The sequence below is a fragment of the Cupriavidus sp. USMAA2-4 genome (assembly GCF_001854305.1).
Taxonomy (GTDB): Bacteria; Pseudomonadota; Gammaproteobacteria; order Burkholderiales; family Burkholderiaceae; genus Cupriavidus; species Cupriavidus malaysiensis.
The window spans coordinates 3358643-3376096 of the sequence record NZ_CP017749.1; the positions used below are offsets into that span (position 1 = coordinate 3358643).

Consider the following 17454-nt stretch of genomic DNA (forward strand, 5'->3'; position numbering starts at 1 on the left):
GCCTGCCCCTTTTTGCTTTCCTGGAGCCAGAGAAATGAAAGTCATCGTGATGGGCGCGGGCGTGATCGGCGTGGCCTCGGCCTGGTATCTCGCCAAGGCTGGCCACGAAGTGGTGGTGCTCGAACGCAATGCCGGCGCGGCGCGCGAAACCAGCTTCGGCAACGGCGGCCAGATCTCCGTCAGCCATGCCGAACCCTGGGCCAATCCCGCCGCGCCGTGGAAACTGCTGCGCTGGCTGGGCAAGGAGGATGCGCCGCTGCTGTTCCGCCTGCGCGCCGATCCCGCACAGTGGTCCTGGGGCCTGAAGTTCCTGCGCGAATGCTCGGCGCGCCGCTCCACCCACAACATGATCCAGTTGCTCAACCTGGGCACCTACAGCCGCGCCAGCCTGCAGGCGCTGCGCGCCGAAACAGGCATCGAGTACGACCACCTCAGCCGCGGCATCCTCCACTTCTACACCAGCGCCAAGGAGTTCGATGCCGCCATCGAGCCGGCCCGCATCATGCGCGAGCTCGGCTGCGAACGCCAGGTCATCGGTGCCGACGAAGTGGTGCGCATCGAACCGGCGCTGGCCGCCATCGCGCCGCGCCTGGCCGGCGCCACCTACACCAGCGCGGACGAGTCGGGCGACGTGCACCGCTTCACCACCGCGCTGGCGGCGCGTTGCGAGGCGGCCGGCGTGCGCTTCCGCTACGGCGTGCGCGTGCAGCGGCTGCATGCCGACGGCGGCGGCATGCGGGCGGTGGAATATGCCGACGACAGCGGCGCCTACCAGCTCGAAAGCGCCGATGCCTACGTGCTGGCGCTGGGCAGCTTCAGCCCGCTGCTGGCGCGGCCGCTGGGGATCAAGCTCGATATCTATCCCGCCAAGGGCTACTCGGCGACGCTGCCGGTGCTCGATGCGGAACGGGCGCCCAGCGTCAGCCTGACCGACGACGAGTACAAGCTGGTCTTCTCCCGCTTCGGCGACCGCCTGCGCATCGCCGGCACGGCGGAGCTTAACGGCTATGCGATGGAACTCAATCCGCTGCGCTGCGAAGCCATCGTGCGCCGCACGCTGGAGATCTTCCCGGGCATGAGCCGCCCGGAACTGGCGCGCTACTGGACCGGACTGCGCCCGGCCACGCCGGGCAACGTGCCGTACATCGGCGCCAGCAGCGTGGCGGGGCTCTACCTGAACACCGGCCACGGCACGCTGGGCTGGACGCATGGCTGCGGCTCCGGGCGCGCCATCGCCGACATCATCAGCGGCCGCGCCCCGGAGGTGGACTTCGCCTTCAGCGGCGCCCTGCCCCAGCGGCGCGTGGCGGCGGTGGCGGCCACCGGCGCCAGCGCGCGCTGAGCGCCCGCGCAAACGCTGTCTATCCGTCGCCCGAAGGCTTGTGGCAGGAAGCGGGCGACGGGAGGGTGTCTCAGGGCGCCGCCGCGATCACCTCGGCGACGGCCGCCGTCAGCTTGCGCGCGTAGGGCACGTGCAAGAACTCGTTGGGACCGTGGGCATTGGACTTCGGCCCCAGCACGCCGCACACCATGAACTGCGCCGACGGGAAGCCGGCCTGCAATGTGTTCATCAAGGGGATGGTGCCGCCCTGGCCGATATAGGCCAGGTCATGGCCGAAGTGGGTGCGCGAGGCTGTGTTCATGGCCTGTTCCAGCCAGGGCGCCAGGCCGGGCGCGTTCCAGCCGTTGGCCGCGCCGGCGGCGGGCTTGAAGGTGACCTTGGCGTTGTAGGGCGGGTCCAGTTCGAGCAGGGCCTTGAGATCGGCCGCCGCCCGCGCGGCGTCGACCAGCGGCGGCAGGCGCAGCGACAGCTTGAAGGCCGTGCGCGGGCGCAGCACATTGCCGGCATCCGCCAGCGACGGCAGGCCGGCGGCGCCGGTGACCGACAGCGAGGGCCGCCAGTTGGCGTTGAGCAGCACTTCCTGCGGATCGGCCACCACCGGCAGCACCGGCCGGCCGTCCTGGCCGCACGACCAGGGCATGCCCTTCCACACCGCCTCGCCGAGGATGCGCGCGGCCGCCTCGGTCTCGCGCAGGCGGTCGGCCGGAACCGGGCAATGGAAGGCGTCGGGCAGGATATTGCCGGTGGCGGCATCCTCCAGGCGCTCGAACAACTGGCGCATCACGCGGAAGCTGGACGGCGCGATGCCGCCATAGGAGCCCGAGTGGATGCCCTCCTCCAGCACCTCCACTTCGAGGTCGCCCACCACCAGGCCGCGCAGCGAGGTGGTCAGCCACAACTGGTCGTAGTTGCCGGCGCCGGAATCCAGGCAGACCACCAGGCCGACCCGCCCCAGGCGCTGGCGCAGCGCGTCCACATACGGCAGCAGGTCATAGCTGCCGGATTCCTCGCAGGTCTCGATCAGGCCCACGCAGCGCGGGCGCTCCACGCCCTGCGCATCGAGCGCGGCCAGCGCCGCGATGCTGGCGTAGACGGCATAACCGTCGTCGGCGCCGCCGCGGCCGTAGAGGCGCCCGTCCTCCATCTTGGGCGTCCAGGGGCCGAGGTCGCGGCGCCAGCCGTCGAACTCGGGCTGCTTGTCGAGGTGGCCGTACAGCACGATGGTCTCGCTGCTGCCCGAACGCGTGGCGGGCGTCTCGAAATAGAGCAGCGGCGTGCGCCCGGGCAGGCGGATCACTTCCAGCTTGAGGCCGCGCACCGGCTGGCGCTCGACCCAGGCGGCGGCATCGGCGACGACGCGCTCCAGGTGGCCGTGGCGTGCCCAGTCGGCGTCGAAGGCAGGACTCTTGGCGGGAATGCCGATGTAGTCGGTCAGCGCGGGGACGATCTCGTCGTTCCACTTGCGCTCGACGAAGTCGCGCAGCGCGGCGCTGTCGGGCGCGCGGGTCGGTGCAGCCGTGTCGGTGGTCATGGTGCGTCCTGGCAGGTGGGAAGCGGCGCGGGCGGCCGGTGCGAGGCATTGTCGCACAGCGCCGCCCGCGCACGGGACGCACGGCCGCGGAACGCCGCGGCCAGGGTTGGGGCCTCAGGCCGCGGGCATCAGACGTCGATGGCCGAGTCCGACTTGACCTTGCGGCGCAGCTCGAACTTCTGGATCTTCCCGGTCGAGGTCTTGGGCAGCGGCCCGAAATAGACCGCCTTGGGTACCTTGAAGCCCGCCAGCAGCGAGCGGCAGTGCGCCATCAGTTCCTCGGCGGTGACGCTCGCGCCTTCCTTCAGCTCGACGAAGGCGCATGGCGTCTCGCCCCACTTGGCGTCGGGCTGGGCGACCACCGCCGCCGCCAGCACCGCGGGATGGCGGTACAGCGCGTCTTCGACCTCGACCGAGGAGATGTTCTCGCCGCCGGAGATGATGATGTCCTTGCTGCGGTCCTTGATCTTGACGTAGCCGTCAGGCATGCACACGCCCAGGTCGCCGGTGTGGAACCAGCCGCCGGCGAAGGCTTCGCGCGAGGCCTTCTCATTTTTGAGATAGCCCTTCATGCAGATATTGCCGCGGAACATGATCTCGCCGATGGTCTCGCCGTCGGCCGGCACCGGCTCCATGGTGTCGGGATCCAGCACCGCCACCTGCGACTGCAGGTGGTAGCGCACGCCCTGGCGGGCCTTCATCACCGCACGTTCTTCCTGCGACAGCGCCGTCCAGCTGTCCTGCTCGGCGCACACCGCGGCCGGGCCGTAGACCTCGGTCAGGCCGTAGACGTGGGTCAGGTCGAAGCCCATGGCCTCCATCTGCGCCAGCACCGCGGCCGGCGGCGGCGCGCCCGCCACCATGCCGCGCACCGGCCCGCGCAGCCCTTCGCGCCAGGCCGCCGGCGCGTTGACCAGGGCGGTATGGACGATGGGCGCGGCGCAGTAGTGAGTCACGCCTTCATCGCGCATCAGGTCGAAGACCAGCTTGGGCTCGAACTTGCGCAGGCAGACGTTGACCCCGGCGCGGGCCGCCACCGTCCACGGGAAGCACCAGCCGTTGCAATGGAACAGCGGCAGCGTCCACAGGTAGACGGCATGCTTGGGCATGTCCCATTCGAGGATGTTGGAGACCGCGTTGATGGCCGCGCCGCGGTGGTGGTAGACCACGCCCTTCGGGTCGCCGGTGGTGCCCGAGGTGTAATTCAGGGCAATGGCATCCCACTCGTCGTCCGGCAGGCGCCAGGCGTATTCCGGGTCGCCGCCAGCAAGGAAGCTCTCGTAGTCGGTCTCGCCGAAGGGCTGGGCCGGCACGGGGCCGAGCGCGTCATGCACGGCGATCACCTTCAGGCCGGGCACTTCCAGCGCCATCTGGCGCGCCACGTCGGCGAACTCGGTGTCGGCCAGCAGCACGCGCGCCTCGCCGTGGCGCAGCATGAACAGCAGGTTGGCGGCGTCCAGGCGGATATTGAGCGCATTGAGCACCGCGCCCGCCATCGGCACGCCGAAATGGGCCTCGATCATGGCCGGGGTGTTGGGCAGCAGCGCCGCCACGGTGTCCCCCTTGCCCACCCCGGCCGCGGCCAGCGCGCTGGCCAGGCGGCGGGTGCGCGCGTAGGTGTCGCGCCAGTTCTGCCGCACCGGGCCGTGCACGATGGCGAGCCGGTCGCCATACACTTCGGCAGCGCGGGCGATGAAGTCGATGGGAGTGAGGGGAACGAAATTGGCCGGGTTCTTGCCCAGGCCCGTCTCGAAGTCGGTCGGCATGCTTGGAGTCTCCACGTGCGCCGGCGCGGACCGCGCCCGGCGCTGTTACTTTTTGCGCTGCAAGGCTATCATCGCACACGCCGCCGCACTGTCGCCTGGATGACAGTGCGCCGCGCGCGCCGCATTCCGCCGCTTCCAGCGCTTCCGCCGTCCTGTCGCCGCCACCGCCTTGCCAGCCGCTTTCCGCCTGCCGCCGCCTGCCGCCATGACCACCGAGCCCCCGTCCGCCGACCCCGGCCCTGCCCCGCAGGCCGCCGCCGTGCTCGCCGGCCATGCGTGGTTCGACGCGCTGGCGCCGCACCACCAGGCCCTGGCGGCACGGCAGACCCTGGTGCAGGACTACGCGGCAGGCGCCTACATCGCCCGCCGCGGCGAGACCTCGCGCTACTGGATCGGCGCCGACACCGGCCTGATCAAGCTGGCGGTCTATACCGCCGATGGCCGCGGCTGCACCTTCTCCGGCGTACCGGCCGGCGGCTGGTGCGGCGAAGGCAGCGTGCTCAAGCGCGAACCGCGCCGCTACGACGTGATCGCCATCCGCGATTCACGCGTGCTGCTGGTGCCGGACGATGTATTCCATACGCTGCTCGGCGAAAGCCTGCCCTTCGCCTCCTTCGTGGTGCGCCAGCTCAACGAACGCATGGGGCAGTTCATCGCCATGGTGCAGAACGACCGCCTGCTGGGCGCCGACGCGCGCGTCGCCCAGGCCATCGCCCAGCTCTTCCATCCGGCGCTGTATCCCCGCACCAGCGCCGTGCTGGAACTGTCGCAGGAGGAAATCGGCCTGCTCACGGGCCTGTCCCGCCAGCGCGTCAACCAGGCCCTGCGCCGCCTGGCCGCCGACGGCATGGTCGACCTGTCCTACCAGAGCATCCGCGTGACCGACCTCGAGCAGTTGCGCCGCTTCGGGCTGTCGGCGCTATGAGCGCTATGAGTGCTATGAGCTCTCTACCGCGCGGCCGGCATACAATGCCGGCACGGCGCGCCTGAAGCGCGCCGGCTTCCCGACCCGTCATGGCCTTCCAGATCCCCTCCGAACTTCGCCTGAGCCGGCTGCGCTTCCCCTTCGCCGTGCGCGTGGAAGCCGTGCGCGGCGTGGCACGGCTGCGCGATGCCAATGCGCGGCGCGAGGTCCGGCCCGGCGATCCCTTCGTGGTCCCCGCCTTCGCCCACTTCGACTGCGACCTGCAGGCCGGCCCCGGCCGGCCGGTGGAGCTGACGCTGACCGCGGTGCCCGACCAGGCCTGCCCGCGCATGCTGCTGGCGGGCGGGCAGGAAAAATACTGGTCACGCGCGCTGGCCCATGCGATCTTCCTGCAGCCCCGCCTGGCCTGGAACGCCACGCTGGCCGCCGAACGCTGGCACGTGGCGCCGCGCCTGGTGCGCGCGCGGCTGTTCGCCGAGGGCGAGGCACTGCACGCCCTGCTGCGCGAGCAGCGCGTGGCGCACGCGCTCTATGCGCTGGCGGTGCCGGGGCTGCCGCCCGACACCGCCACGCCGGCCGGCCTCGGCCGCCTGGCCCAGGCAGCCGGCCTGCGCGACGCCGCCACGCTGGCCAACGCCTGCGCCAACCTGCACGGCATGCACCCCGCCTGCCTGCTGGCGGCGCCCGGCGCGCCGGCGGCCGCGCGCACGCTGCCGGGCTGGCATCCGGCCGCCGCCTGAGGCGGCGCAGCGGCGGAACGGCTCAGCGGCGGCCGGAAAATCCGGCGCCCTCCTCCGGTCGTCGCCAGCGGTGCACGCGGGCGCAGGCAAGGTCCGTCAACGTGAGCCCCATCACGCATGCCCGCCACGGAGGCGCCAGCCCGGCCCGCCTGCCCCCTACTCCAGCGTGATATGGTGCGCCCGGATCAGCGCGCCCCACTTGGCCTGTTCGCGCCCGACGAAGGCGGCGAAGCCGGCCCGGCTGTCGCCCATCGGCTCCAGGCCGAGGTCCTGCATCTGCTTGATGACCGCCGGGTCCTTGAGCGCGGTGACGATGGCGGCGTTCAGCTTGTCGACCGTGGCGGACGGCGTGCCGGCCGGCACCACCACGCCTTGCCAGGCAAAGGCGGTGAAGTCCGCCAGGCCGGCCTCGGCGAAGGTCGGCACGTTGGGCAGCACCGCGGCGCGCTGCTCGGCGGGCAGCGCGATGGCGCGGATGCGGCCGGCGCGGATCAGCGGCGCGGCGGCGGACAGGTCGGCCATCATGAAGTCGACCTGGCTGCCGGCGAGGTCCTGCAGTGCCGGCGGCGTGCCCTTGTAGGGCACGTGCACGGCCTGTGCCTTGAGACGGTCGAGCATCAGCTGGGCGCTCAGGTGGTGCGGGCTGCCGGTGCCGACCGAGGCGTAGGTGGCCTTGCCGCCGTCCGCTTTCAGCCACTGGATGAATTCGGCCAGGGTATGGGCCGGCACGCGCGGGCTGGTGACCAGCACCACCGGCAGCCGCACCAGCGGCGTCACCAGGGTGAAGTCGGCCTTGGCGTCATAGGGCAGCTTGGGATAGAGCGCGGGGTTGAGCACCAGCGTGCCCTGCCCCGCCGTCAGCAGCGTGGCGCCGTCCGCCTTGGCGCGCGCCACGTCCTGCGCGGCCAGGATGGTGGCGCCGCCCGGCTTGTTGTCCACCACGATGTTCTGCTGCAGCACCGGCGAGATCTTCTGCGCGACGATGCGGGTGGCGAGGTCGCTGCCGCCCCCCGCGCTGTAGGGCACCACCCAGCGCGCGGGCGGCTCGGCCCGCGCGGCCGTGATGCCGCCGAGGCAGAGGCCGAGGGCGGCCACCAGGGCGAGCGTGCCGAGCCTGGCGCGGCGGCGGGAAGGGAAATGGCGCTGGCGCTGTGCTGCCGGCATGGTCGTGTCTCCTTGGGATAGGGCGTTGTTCTGTGTCTTGGCCCCCGGCGCGGCAGGGCGGGCGTCAGTAGGTCTTGTCCTGTGCCGCTCCGGCGGCGGCGGGCGGCGCCGCCTTGAACTGCGCGGCCAGCGCCTCGGCGCCGCGGGCCAGCACGGTGGTGTCCACGCCGACGGCGGTGAAGCGCGTGCCGAGGTCCATGTAGCGGCGCGACTGCGCCGCGTCGCCGCTGAGGATGCCGGCCGCCTTGCCGGCGGCGCGGATGCGCGCGATGGCATCGGCGATGGCCTGCTGCACCTCGGGGTGGCCGGGGTTGCCCAGGTGGCCGAAGTCGGCGCTGAGGTCGGAGGGGCCGATGAAGACGCCATCGACACCCTCGGTGGCGAGGATGCCATCCAGGTTGTCCAGCCCGGCGCGCGTCTCCACCTGCACCAGCACGCACATCTCTTCGTTGGCGCGCGCCAGGTAGCCGGGCACGCGGTTCCAGCGCGAGGCGCGCGCCAGCGCCGCGCCGACGCCGCGCACGCCCTGCGGCGGGTAGCGCGTGGCGGCCACGGCGGCGGCCGCTTCCTCGCCGGTCTGCACCATCGGCACCAGCAGCGTCTGCACGCCGATGTCGAGCAGTTGCTTGATCAGCACCGCATCGTTCCAGGCCGCGCGCACCACCGGCCGCACCGGATAGGGCGCCACGGCCTGCAGCTGGGCCAGGATGGACGGCACGGTATTGGGCGCGTGCTCGCCGTCGATCAGCAGCCAGTCGAAGCCGGCGCCGGCCAGCAGCTCGGCGGTGTAGGGGCTGGCCAGGCCCAGCCACAGGCCGATCTGCTGCTCGCCCGCCTGCAGTGCGCGCTTGAAGGTATTGACAGGGAAATCCATGGGGAAACTCCTCGGGCCGCACGCGGCCCCGGTGCGGGGAGCGCGGGTGGCGCGCTCAGGCGAAATGGCAGCCGACCGTGCCCAGCGGGCCGTAGTCGACGTGGAAGGTGTCGCCCGCCTGGGCCACCACCGGGCGGGTGAAGGAACCGCCCAGGATCACCTCGCCGGCCTCCAGGCGCACGCCGAAGGGATGCAGCTTGTTGGCCAGCCAGGCCACGCCGTTGGCCGGGTGGTTCAGCACGCCGGCGGCCACGCCGGTCTCCTCGATCACGCCGTTGCGCGACATGATGGCCGAGACCCAGCGCAGGTCCACGTCGAAGGGCCGCACCGGGCGCCCGCCCATCACCACGCCGGCGTTGGCCGCGTTGTCGGAGATGGTGTCGAACACCTTGCGCGGGCGCTTGCTCTCGGGATCGATGGACTGGCTGCGCGCATCGATGATCTCCAGCGCCGGGATCACGTACTCGACCGCGTCATAGACGTCGAACAACGTGCAGTTCGGACCCGCCAGCGGCTTGCCGAGGATGAAGGCCAGCTCCACCTCCACGCGCGGCATGATGAAGCGGCCGGTGGGGATCTCGCCGCCTTCGTGGAAGAACATGTCGTCCAGCAGGGTGCCGTAGTCGGGCTCGTCGATCTGCGACGACATCTGCATCGCGCGCGAGGTCAGCCCGATCTTGTGGCCCTTGACGGTGCGGCCTTCTGCCAGTTTCAGCGCGACCCATTCGCGCTGGATCGCATAGGCATCCTCGATGGTGATGTCGGGATGGTCCAGCGAGATCTGGCGGATCTGGACACGGGTCTTCTCCGCCTGGTTCAGGCGTTCCGCCACCTGGCGGATCAGTTCGGGACTCAGCATGGGGACTCCGGCGGCGCGAGCGCCGCGACAATGAACGGATGGGCCGGCTCGGCGTGCCTCAGCCGGCCTTCTTGAAACGGGCGTGCACGTTGTTGTGCTTGTAGCTGCCGCCCTCGTTGAACTCGGCCAGTTCCATCGACAAGGCCAGGTAGCGCCTGGCGTAGAGTTCGGCGAAATGCTGCTTGATCGCCTCGAACAGCTCGTCGCAGGCCTTCTTCTTGACCGCTGCCTCGCGCCCGGCGCCGATCTTCAGCGTCACGTGGACGAAGGCGTAGTCTTCTTCCCCGTCGGCCATGCGGTAGTCCGCCAGCGCGATGGCGCGCGAGCGGATGCCGCCGATGGGAAACACCCCGCCCTGTGCGATCAGGGTGTCGTTGATGGTCTTCAGCAGTGCCGGCACATCGGCTTCGGCACGGATGTTGTCGGTGTACTCGACGATGACATGAGGCATGGCAGTGCTCGCGGAATCTCGGCAAAGGATCAGGGCAGCGGAAAGATCGCGTTGATCTGGCCGGTACCCGAACTGGTGAAGTAGTCGGTGACGATCTCCACCGGCTTGTCATAGGCGTCCCAGCCCAGCAGCCCCAGCAGCATCGCCGTGTCGTGCATGCCGCCCTCGCCCACGCACAGCTCGTTGTACTCGGGCAGCATGCGGCAGAAGGTGGCCCAGTCGCCCTGCTTCCACAGCTCGACCACGCGCAGGTCGACCTGCTTGTAGAACTCGCGGCTGATCTGGTGGATGCTCTCTTCCGGGCTGTTGTTGTCGTTGAAGCGGTGCGACAGCGAGCCGCTGGCGAGAAAGGCCACGTTGGCATCGCTCTTCTCGATGGCCTCGCGCAGCGCGACGCCGAAGCGGCGGCTCTCGTCGAGCTGGTGCCAGGCGCACCAGCCGGCGATGGAGACCACCTTGAAATGCTGGTCGCCGTTCATGTAGCGCATCGGCACCAGGGTGCCGTACTCAAGCTCCAGGCTGCCGATCTCGTGCGCACGCGTCATCACGCCGTGCTCGCACGCGGTCTGGGCGATCAGGCGGCCCAGCTCCGGGTTGCCCGCATAGGCATAGGCCATGTCCTTGATGAAGTGGGGCAGCTCGTTGCTGGTGTAGATGCCCTCGAAGCGCGCGTTGCAGTTGACGTGGTAGCCGGCGTTGACCAGCCAGTGCACGTCAGACACCACGATGGTGTCGACGCCCAGCTCGCGGCAGCGGCGGCCGATCTCCCGGTGCCCGGCGATGGCCGCCGCGCGGCAGCCGTGGTGCTTGCCGGGCAGCTCCGACAGGTACATCGACGGTACATGCGTGATCTTGGCGGCCAGCGAAAGCTTGCCCATGGTCTTGTCTCCTTCCTGTGGCGCCGTGCCTGCCGGCCTGCGCCTTGTCTGCCTTGCTTGCCGGGTTCCGGCCAGAGCGATGGCCCTTATCCTTCCTGCTGCCTGCTCCCCTCTCGCGCCCGCGGGAGAGCGGTCGGGGGTGAGGGCCGGCATTCGGCAGTACGACGGCGTTCACCTCATGCCAGCGCCTGCCCACTGCCCATTCCCCCCGGCCCTCATACCCCCCACTTGGGGATATGGTGGCTGCCCATCGAAATACACACGTTCTTCACCTCGGCAAACACTTCGAAGCTGTACTCGCCGCCCTCGCGCCCGGTGCCGGATTCCTTGGTGCCGCCGAAGGGCTGGCGCAGGTCGCGCACGTTCTGGCTGTTGACGAAGACCATGCCGGCCTCGATGCCGCGTGCCAGGCGGTGCACCTTGCCCACGTCCCGGGTCCAGATATAGGAGGCCAGGCCGTAGCTGGTGTCGTTGGCCTGCGCCAGGCCGTCTTCCTCGTCCTTGAACGGGATCAGGCAGGCCACGGGCCCGAAGATCTCTTCCTGCGCCACGCGCATGCGGTTGTCGACGTCGGCCAGCACCGTCGGGCGCACGAAGTTGCCGTGTTTCAGGTGCGCGGGCAGGCCTTCGGGCAGTTCGGGGCCGCCGGCCAGGATGCGTGCGCCTTCCTGTTCGCCCAGACGGATGTAGCCGGTCACCTTTTCCCAATGCTGGCGCGTGATCATCGCGCCGACATGGGTCTGCGGGTCGGTCGGGTCGCCCACGCGCAGGCGTGCGGCGCGCTCGGCAAACTGGCGCACGAATTCGTCGTAGACGGTCTCCTGCACGAAGATGCGCGAGCCGGCGGTACAGCGCTCGCCGTTGATCGAGAAGATGGTGAACAGGGCCGCGTCGAGCGCGCGCTCGAGGTCGGCGTCGTCGAACACCAGCACCGGCGACTTGCCGCCCAGTTCCATCGAGAACTTCTTCAGGCCGGCGCGCTCGATGATGCGCTTGCCGGTGACGGTGCCGCCGGTGAAGGAAACCGCGCGCACGTCCGGATGGCGCACCAGCGCGTCGCCGGCCGTGGCGCCCAGGCCCTGCACCACGTTGAGCACGCCGGGCGGCACGCCGGCTTCCAGCGCCAGCATGCCGAGCTGGTCGGCGGTGAGCGGCGACAGCTCGGACATCTTCAGCACGGCGGTATTGCCCAGCGCCAGGCAGGGCGCGACCTTCCAGGTGGCCGTCATGAAGGGCACGTTCCACGGCGAGATCAGCGCGCACACGCCGACCGGCTGGTAGAGCGTGTAGTTGAGCATCTGGTCGTCGACCGGATAGGTGCGCCCGTTCATCTGCACGCACACCTCGGCGAAAAAGTTGAAGTTCTCGGAAGCGCGCGGGATCAGCTGCTTGCTGGTCTGCGCGATGGGCAGGCCGGTGTCCTGCGTTTCCAGCGCCGCCAGCTGCGGCACGTTCTGCGCGATCAGCTCGCCGAGCCGGCGCATGACGCGCGCGCGTTCCTTGGCCGGTGTGTTGGCCCACTTGGGAAAGGCCGCCTTGGCCGCGGCGACGGCGGCGTCGATCTCCGCCTCGCCGCCCGCGGCGACCTCGGCGATGGCCTCGCCGGTGGCGGGGTTCCAGGTGGTGAAGCGGTCCTTGCTGTCGACCTGCTTGCCATCGATCCAGTGCTTGATCATCTCAGTCTCCTTGCTGCCGGCGCCCGGCAAGTACGTGTGTCCGCTGCGCCCGGCGCTTCAGTCGGTGCTGCCGTATCCGCCCGCGGCGGCGATGGTGTTCACCAGCCGTCCGATGCCCTCGATCTCCGTGACGACCTCGTCGCCGGGCTGCGTGTCGGCCAGCCCTTCCGGCGTGCCGGTGAGGATCATGTCGCCGGCTTCCAGCGTCATGAAGCTGCTCAGGTAGGCGATCAGCCACGGGATGCCGAAGATCATGTCGCGCGTCGAGCCCTCCTGCGTCAGCTTGCCGTTGACGGTGGTGCGCAGGGTCAGGTTCATCGGGTCGTCGATATCGTCGCGGTCCACCAGCCAGGGGCCCAGCGGCGTGCAGGTATCGCGGTTCTTCACCCGCAGGTTGGGACGGTAGTAGTTCTCGAGGTAGTCGCGGATGGCGTAGTCGTTGGCCACGGTGTAGCCGCGCACATAGTCATAGGCATCGGCTTCCTTGACGTGGCGCGCGGTGCGGCCGATCACCACCGCCAGCTCGCACTCGTAATGCATGTACTTGACGCCGTCCGGGCGGATGGTGCGGCCGCGGTGGCCGATGAAGGTGCCCGGCCCCTTGAGGAAGACCAGCGGTTCCTCCGGTGCCTTGAAGGCCAGTTCCTTCGCGTGGTCGGCATAGTTCAGCCCCAGCGCGAAACTGGTGCGCGGCGCCACCGGCGGCAGCCACACCACCGCGTCCTCGGCCACTTCGCGGCCGTCGTCCAGCTTCAGCCGGCCCGCGCCGGCAGGCCGGGCACCGTGGACCAGGCCGTCATACGCAACGCGCGCGGTCTTCATGCTGCCTCCCCGCTACGGGCGGCCGCCACCACGCGGTGCTGCAGGCGGCCGACATGCTCGATCTCGATCTCCACCACGTCGCCGGCGCGCGCCAGCGGCGCGCCCTCCGGCACGCCGGCCAGCAGCACGTCGCCGGCTTCCAGCGACATGAAGGCGCTGACTTCCGCCAGCAACTGCTCGACCGGACGGATCAGGTTGGATGTGTGGTTGCGCTGCCGCACCTCGCCGTTGATGCGCACCGAAAGCGCCAGCGCGCCGGCGTCGGCCACCGCCGCGCGGGGCGTGATCCAGGGGCCGATCGGGCAGTAGCCGTCGCGGCACTTGTGGCGCACCGCCGGACGGTAGTAGCTGGCGTGGGGCACGCTGAGGTCGGACACCACGGTGTAGCCAGCGATGTAGTCGGCAGCGCGCGCCGCGTCGATGCGGGTGGCGCGCCGGCCGATCACAATGCCCAGCGCGGCGCCGATCTCGAGCGTCTCCGTGCCGGGCGCCAGTTCGACCTCGGCGAGGTGGCCGGCCAGGGTGTTGGCCGGCTTGAGGTACAGGATCGGCGCCGCCGGCGGCGCCTGGTAGGGCGCGGCGTGGACGCTGTCACCCAGGGCCGCCAGCGCGCCGCGGTAGTTCAGCAGCGCCCCGTAGACGGTGCCGGTCACCGCCGGCAGCCAGCGGAAGGCCGCCGGGTCCAGCGTGCGGCCGCCGTCCAGCGGCAGCCCGCTCGTTGCCTCCACCTCGGCGGTGGCCGGCTGGCCGCCGCGCACGGCGATCCGTGCCAGCCGCGTCATGCTTGCGCTCATGGTCTCCTCTCGCTCCCGATGGACCGGTGCCGGCGGCGGGCGCCATGCCCGCGTGACCGACGCGCCGGTCTCGTGCTCACTCATTGATTAACATGTTAATTAAAAAGACCGCTGCTTTCAAGCACCGTGTCTCGCGCCGGCGCCGGCACGCTCCAGCCTTGCGCCGATGGCCGCCGCCGTCACCCTACGTCACCTTACCGCGCTGTCATGGCGCTGTCATCGACGCTCCGCACAATGCCGCCCAGACACGGTTGCCGGTGCATCGACGCGCCGGGATGCCGCAGCGCAACATGCGCGCATACCGTGACGGGCCTTGACGCCCGCTTTTTTTCGACTGAAATGAAAACGTTTTCAAACCTGCCGGCACGCTGCCGGCAAGCAGCCCGCCGATGACGCAAGACGATGCCCCGCTTCCCGGCGCCGCGACCCTGGCCGATGTCGCCGAGGCCGCACGCGTGTCGCTGGCCACGGCCTCGCGCGTGTTCAGCAGCCCGGCGCTGGTACGCGACGCCACCGCGCAGCGCGTGCTCGACGCCGCCCGCACGCTGCGCTTCCGCCCCAACCTGCTGGGCAGCAAGCTGCGCGCGCAGCGCACCCGCATGATCGGCGTGATGCTGCCGACGCTGGAGAACGCGGTTTTCGCCGAGTGCTGGCATGGCATCGAAGAGGCCGCGCTGGCGGCCGGGTATTCGCTGATGCTGGTGACCAGCGGCTACCGGCCGGAGCGCGAACGCGAGCGCGTCGAGTACCTGCTGCGCCACCGCGTCGACGGCATGGTGCTGACCGTGGCGGACGCCGCCCGCAGCGCCGTGCTCGACCAGCTCGACACGGAAGACATCCCCTACGTGCTGGCCTACAACCAGGCCGGGCCGCGCGGGCGGCGCCACTCGGTCTCGGTGGACAACCGCGCCAGCGCCTGCGCCGGTGTGCAGGCCCTGCTGGCCGCCGGGCACCGGCGCATCGCCGTGGTGTCGGGCGCCTTCATCGCCTCCGACCGTGCGCGCCAGCGCTTCGCCGGCTACCAGGACGCCATGCGTGCGCAGGGCCTCGCGCCCGCCCCCGCGCTGTGCCTGCCCTCGCACACGGCCAGCAACGCAGACCAGCTGGCGGCGCTGATGGCGGGCCCCGGAGCGCCCACCGCGCTGTTCTGTACCAATGACCTGCTGGCCATCGGCGTGATCTCCGACCTGCGCCGCCTGGGCCTGCGCGTGCCGGCCGATGTCTCGGTGCTCGGCTACGACGGCATCGCGCTGGGCACGGCGGTCGAGCCCGCGCTGGCCACCGTGGCGCAGCCCAGCGGCGAGATCGGCGCGCAGGCCATCGCGCGCCTGCTGGCCCGGCTCGAACCTGGCGCCGCACCCGCCGGCGCACGCGTGACGCTGCTGGCGCATGCGCTGCGCCCGGGCGGCACCATCGGCGCGCCGCCGGGTGACGCTGCCGCAGCCGGTGCCGATGCCATAGTCCCCGACGCTTCATCCGACGCTGCGCCCGCAGCCCTTTCCGACGCTGTCCCCCCCGCAGTCCAACCAAGGAGTTCCTGATGCATCCGATTCGTTCCTGGCGCCGCGGCCTGCGCGCGATCGCACTGGCCCTCGGCACCGCCGCGCTCAGCCATGCCGCCGCCGCCCAGACCGCGATCTGCTACAACTGCCCGCCCGAATGGGCCGACTGGGCCGCGCAGATCCGCGCCATCAAGGACAAGACCGGCGTCACCGTGCCGTTCGACAACAAGAACTCCGGCCAGTCGCTGGCGCAACTGGTGGCCGAGAAGGCCAGCCCGGTCGCCGACGTGGTCTACTACGGCGTGACCTTCGGCATCCAGGCCCGCAAGGACGGCGTCACCGCCGCCTACAAGCCGGCCCACTGGGCCGACATTCCCGACGGCCTCAAGGACCCGCAGGGCAACTGGTTCGCCATCCACTCGGGCACCATGGGCTTCATGGTCAATGTCGACGCGCTGCGCGGCAAGCCGGTGCCGCAGTCGTGGGCCGACCTGCTCAAGCCCGAGTACAAGGGCCTGGTCGGCTATCTCGACCCCGCCAGCGCCTTCGTCGGCTACGTCGGCGCGGTGGCCGTCAACCAGGCGCTGGGCGGCACCCTGGACAACTTCGGCCCGGCCTTCAAGTACTTCAAGGACCTGCAGAAGAACCAGCCCATCGTGCCCAAGCAGACCGCCTACGCGCGCGTGCTGTCGGGCGAGATCCCCATCCTGCTGGACTACGACTTCAACGCCTACCGGGCGCGCTACAAGGACCACGCCAACGTCGCCTTCGTCATTCCGAAGGAAGGCTCGGTGGTGGTGCCTTATGTGATGAGCCTGGTCAACAAGGCTCCGCATGAAGCCGAGGGCCGCAAGGTGCTCGACTTCGTGCTGTCCGACGCCGGCCAGGCGCTGTGGGCCAATGCCTACCTGCGGCCGGTGCGCGGCACCATGCCCAAGGACGTGCAGGCGCGCTTCCTGCCGGCCGCCGACTATGCGCGCGCCAGGACGGTGGACTACGGCAAGATGGCCGAGGTGCAGAAAGCCTTCAGCGACCAGTATTTGAAAGAGGTGCGCTGAGGGCGGGGCAGGCGTGATCGCACCATCCCCGCGATGGTTTGCTCCCCTCTCCCACAGCGTGGGAGAGGGGCCGGGGGTGAGGGCCGGCGCCCGCGCAAAGCGAGTGTCATCGTTCTGGCGAATGCCCGCCCTCACCCCCGCCCCTCTCCCGCAAGCGGGAGAGGGGAGACAACCCAGCGCGGAGTTCGTGCCCGCGCCCATGCCCACTCAGCGGCCATCGAAACCACGACTCCCACCCAAGCCATGCCACGCCGCCCTCCCCTCCTCTTCCTCTTCGCCCTGCCCGCGCTGGTCGTCTTCGCGGCCTTCTTCTGCCTGCCGATGGCCAGGCTGCTCGCCGTCAGCGTCGGCGGAGAACAGGGCGCCGGCGTCTACTGGACCATGCTCAGCAGCCCGCGCTACCTGCACAGCCTGCTGGTGACCGTGCTGCTGTCCGGCACGGTGACGCTGGCCACGCTGCTGATCGCCGGCGTGGCCGGCACCTTCCTGCAGCGCCACCCGGTGCCGGGCAAGCCGGTGCTGGTCGCCATGCTGACCTTTCCGCTGGCCTTCCCGGGCGTGGTGATCGGCTTCATGGTGATCATGCTGGGCGGCCGCAACGGCCTGCTGGCGGCGCTCGGCGACCGGCTGGCCGGCGAGCGCTGGACCTTCGCCTACGGCCTGGCCGGCCTGTTCGTCGGCTATCTGTACTTCTCCATCCCGCGCGTGATCCTCACCGTGATGGCGGCGGTGGAGAAGCTCGACCCCTCGCTGGAAGAGGCGGCGCGCTCGCTCGGCGCCGGCCCCTGGGGCGTGGTGCGCGACGTCATGCTGCCCGCGCTGATGCCGGCGCTGGTGTCGAGCGGCGCGATCTGCTTCGCCACCAGCATGGGCGCCTTCGGCACGGCCTTCACGCTGGCCACCCAGCTCGACGTGCTGCCGCTCACCATCTACAACGAGTTCACCAACTACGCCAATTTCGGCATGGCCGCCGCGCTGTCGGTGCTGTTGGGCGCGGTCACCTGGGCCCTGCTGGCGCTGGCGCGCTGGTTCTCGGGCGACGCCGTGGCCGCCACCGCCTAGGAGACCGCCT

The 17454-nt window shown here is 70.5% G+C and carries 16 protein-coding genes; 6 read left to right on the plus strand and 10 right to left on the minus strand.

The window, feature by feature from the left end; translation table 11 throughout:
• Positions 1-34 precede the first annotated feature (34 nt).
• The gene (locus tag BKK79_RS34640) at positions 35-1342 is read left to right on the plus strand and encodes a D-amino acid dehydrogenase (RefSeq protein WP_071019511.1); all 1308 of its coding nucleotides are present in this window, start codon (positions 35-37) and stop codon (positions 1340-1342) included.
• A 70-nt stretch (positions 1343-1412) separates the two neighbouring features.
• Here the strand turns inward: BKK79_RS34640 and BKK79_RS34645 are convergent, their stop codons facing one another.
• Both BKK79_RS34645 and BKK79_RS34650 read right to left on the minus strand, forming a co-directional pair.
• Entirely contained in the window at positions 1413-2873 is a 1461-nt protein-coding gene (locus tag BKK79_RS34645) for a M20/M25/M40 family metallo-hydrolase (protein WP_071040099.1), read from the minus strand.
• Between the two features lie 128 nt (positions 2874-3001).
• Positions 3002-4639: an acyl-CoA synthetase gene (locus BKK79_RS34650; protein ID WP_071019505.1), complete on the minus strand. Its 1638-nt coding sequence runs from the start codon at positions 4637-4639 to the stop codon at positions 3002-3004.
• 205 nt (positions 4640-4844) lie between these two features.
• Here BKK79_RS34650 and BKK79_RS34655 point away from each other — a divergent pair, with 205 nt between their 5' ends.
• Positions 4845-5564, plus strand: coding sequence for a Crp/Fnr family transcriptional regulator (locus BKK79_RS34655; RefSeq protein WP_071019502.1), 720 nt, complete (start codon positions 4845-4847; stop codon positions 5562-5564).
• An 89-nt stretch (positions 5565-5653) separates the two neighbouring features.
• A complete protein-coding gene (locus tag BKK79_RS34660; protein WP_071040100.1) occupies positions 5654-6304 on the plus strand; it encodes an AraC family transcriptional regulator in 651 nt (216 codons plus the stop codon).
• Positions 6305-6460: 156 nt separating this feature from the next.
• On the opposite strand, the gene BKK79_RS34665 is transcribed toward BKK79_RS34660, so the two are convergent.
• From BKK79_RS34665 to BKK79_RS34700, 8 genes are all read right to left on the minus strand, one after another.
• Positions 6461-7468: a Bug family tripartite tricarboxylate transporter substrate binding protein gene (locus BKK79_RS34665; RefSeq protein WP_071040101.1), complete on the minus strand. Its 1008-nt coding sequence runs from the start codon at positions 7466-7468 to the stop codon at positions 6461-6463.
• A 64-nt stretch (positions 7469-7532) separates the two neighbouring features.
• A complete protein-coding gene (gene hpaI, locus BKK79_RS34670; RefSeq protein WP_071019496.1) occupies positions 7533-8342 on the minus strand; it encodes a 4-hydroxy-2-oxoheptanedioate aldolase in 810 nt (269 codons plus the stop codon).
• A gap of 55 nt (positions 8343-8397) precedes the next feature.
• On the minus strand, positions 8398-9201 hold the full coding sequence (gene hpaH / locus BKK79_RS34675; protein WP_071040102.1) for a 2-oxo-hept-4-ene-1,7-dioate hydratase: 804 nt from the start codon (positions 9199-9201) through the stop codon (positions 8398-8400).
• A 58-nt stretch (positions 9202-9259) separates the two neighbouring features.
• Complete coding sequence (locus BKK79_RS34680; protein ID WP_071040103.1) at positions 9260-9652, minus strand: 5-carboxymethyl-2-hydroxymuconate Delta-isomerase; 393 nt, start codon at positions 9650-9652, stop codon at positions 9260-9262.
• A gap of 29 nt (positions 9653-9681) precedes the next feature.
• Complete coding sequence (hpaD, locus tag BKK79_RS34685) at positions 9682-10530, minus strand: 3,4-dihydroxyphenylacetate 2,3-dioxygenase (RefSeq protein ID WP_071019488.1); 849 nt, start codon at positions 10528-10530, stop codon at positions 9682-9684.
• A gap of 215 nt (positions 10531-10745) precedes the next feature.
• Complete coding sequence (hpaE, locus tag BKK79_RS34690; protein ID WP_071040104.1) at positions 10746-12206, minus strand: 5-carboxymethyl-2-hydroxymuconate semialdehyde dehydrogenase; 1461 nt, start codon at positions 12204-12206, stop codon at positions 10746-10748.
• Between the two features lie 57 nt (positions 12207-12263).
• Positions 12264-13028 (minus strand): fumarylacetoacetate hydrolase family protein, encoded by a 765-nt coding sequence (locus BKK79_RS34695; protein WP_071019482.1) that lies wholly within the window; start codon positions 13026-13028, stop codon positions 12264-12266.
• Positions 13025-13822, minus strand: a complete 798-nt coding sequence (locus BKK79_RS34700) for a fumarylacetoacetate hydrolase family protein (RefSeq protein ID WP_232346392.1) — start codon at positions 13820-13822, stop codon at positions 13025-13027. The genes BKK79_RS34695 and BKK79_RS34700 overlap by 4 nt, the downstream gene beginning before the upstream one ends.
• A gap of 389 nt (positions 13823-14211) precedes the next feature.
• Between BKK79_RS34700 and BKK79_RS34705 the strand changes: the two genes are divergently transcribed.
• The 3 genes from BKK79_RS34705 to BKK79_RS34715 all read left to right on the plus strand — a co-directional run bounded on the left by BKK79_RS34705 (position 14212) and on the right by BKK79_RS34715 (position 17444).
• Entirely contained in the window at positions 14212-15363 is a 1152-nt protein-coding gene (locus BKK79_RS34705; protein ID WP_083384481.1) for a substrate-binding domain-containing protein, read from the plus strand.
• Positions 15363-16382 (plus strand): ABC transporter substrate-binding protein, encoded by a 1020-nt coding sequence (locus tag BKK79_RS34710; RefSeq protein WP_071019477.1) that lies wholly within the window; start codon positions 15363-15365, stop codon positions 16380-16382. The genes BKK79_RS34705 and BKK79_RS34710 overlap by 1 nt, the downstream gene beginning before the upstream one ends.
• 243 nt (positions 16383-16625) lie before the next feature.
• Positions 16626-17444: an ABC transporter permease gene (locus tag BKK79_RS34715; RefSeq protein ID WP_071040106.1), complete on the plus strand. Its 819-nt coding sequence runs from the start codon at positions 16626-16628 to the stop codon at positions 17442-17444.
• Positions 17445-17454 lie beyond the last annotated feature (10 nt).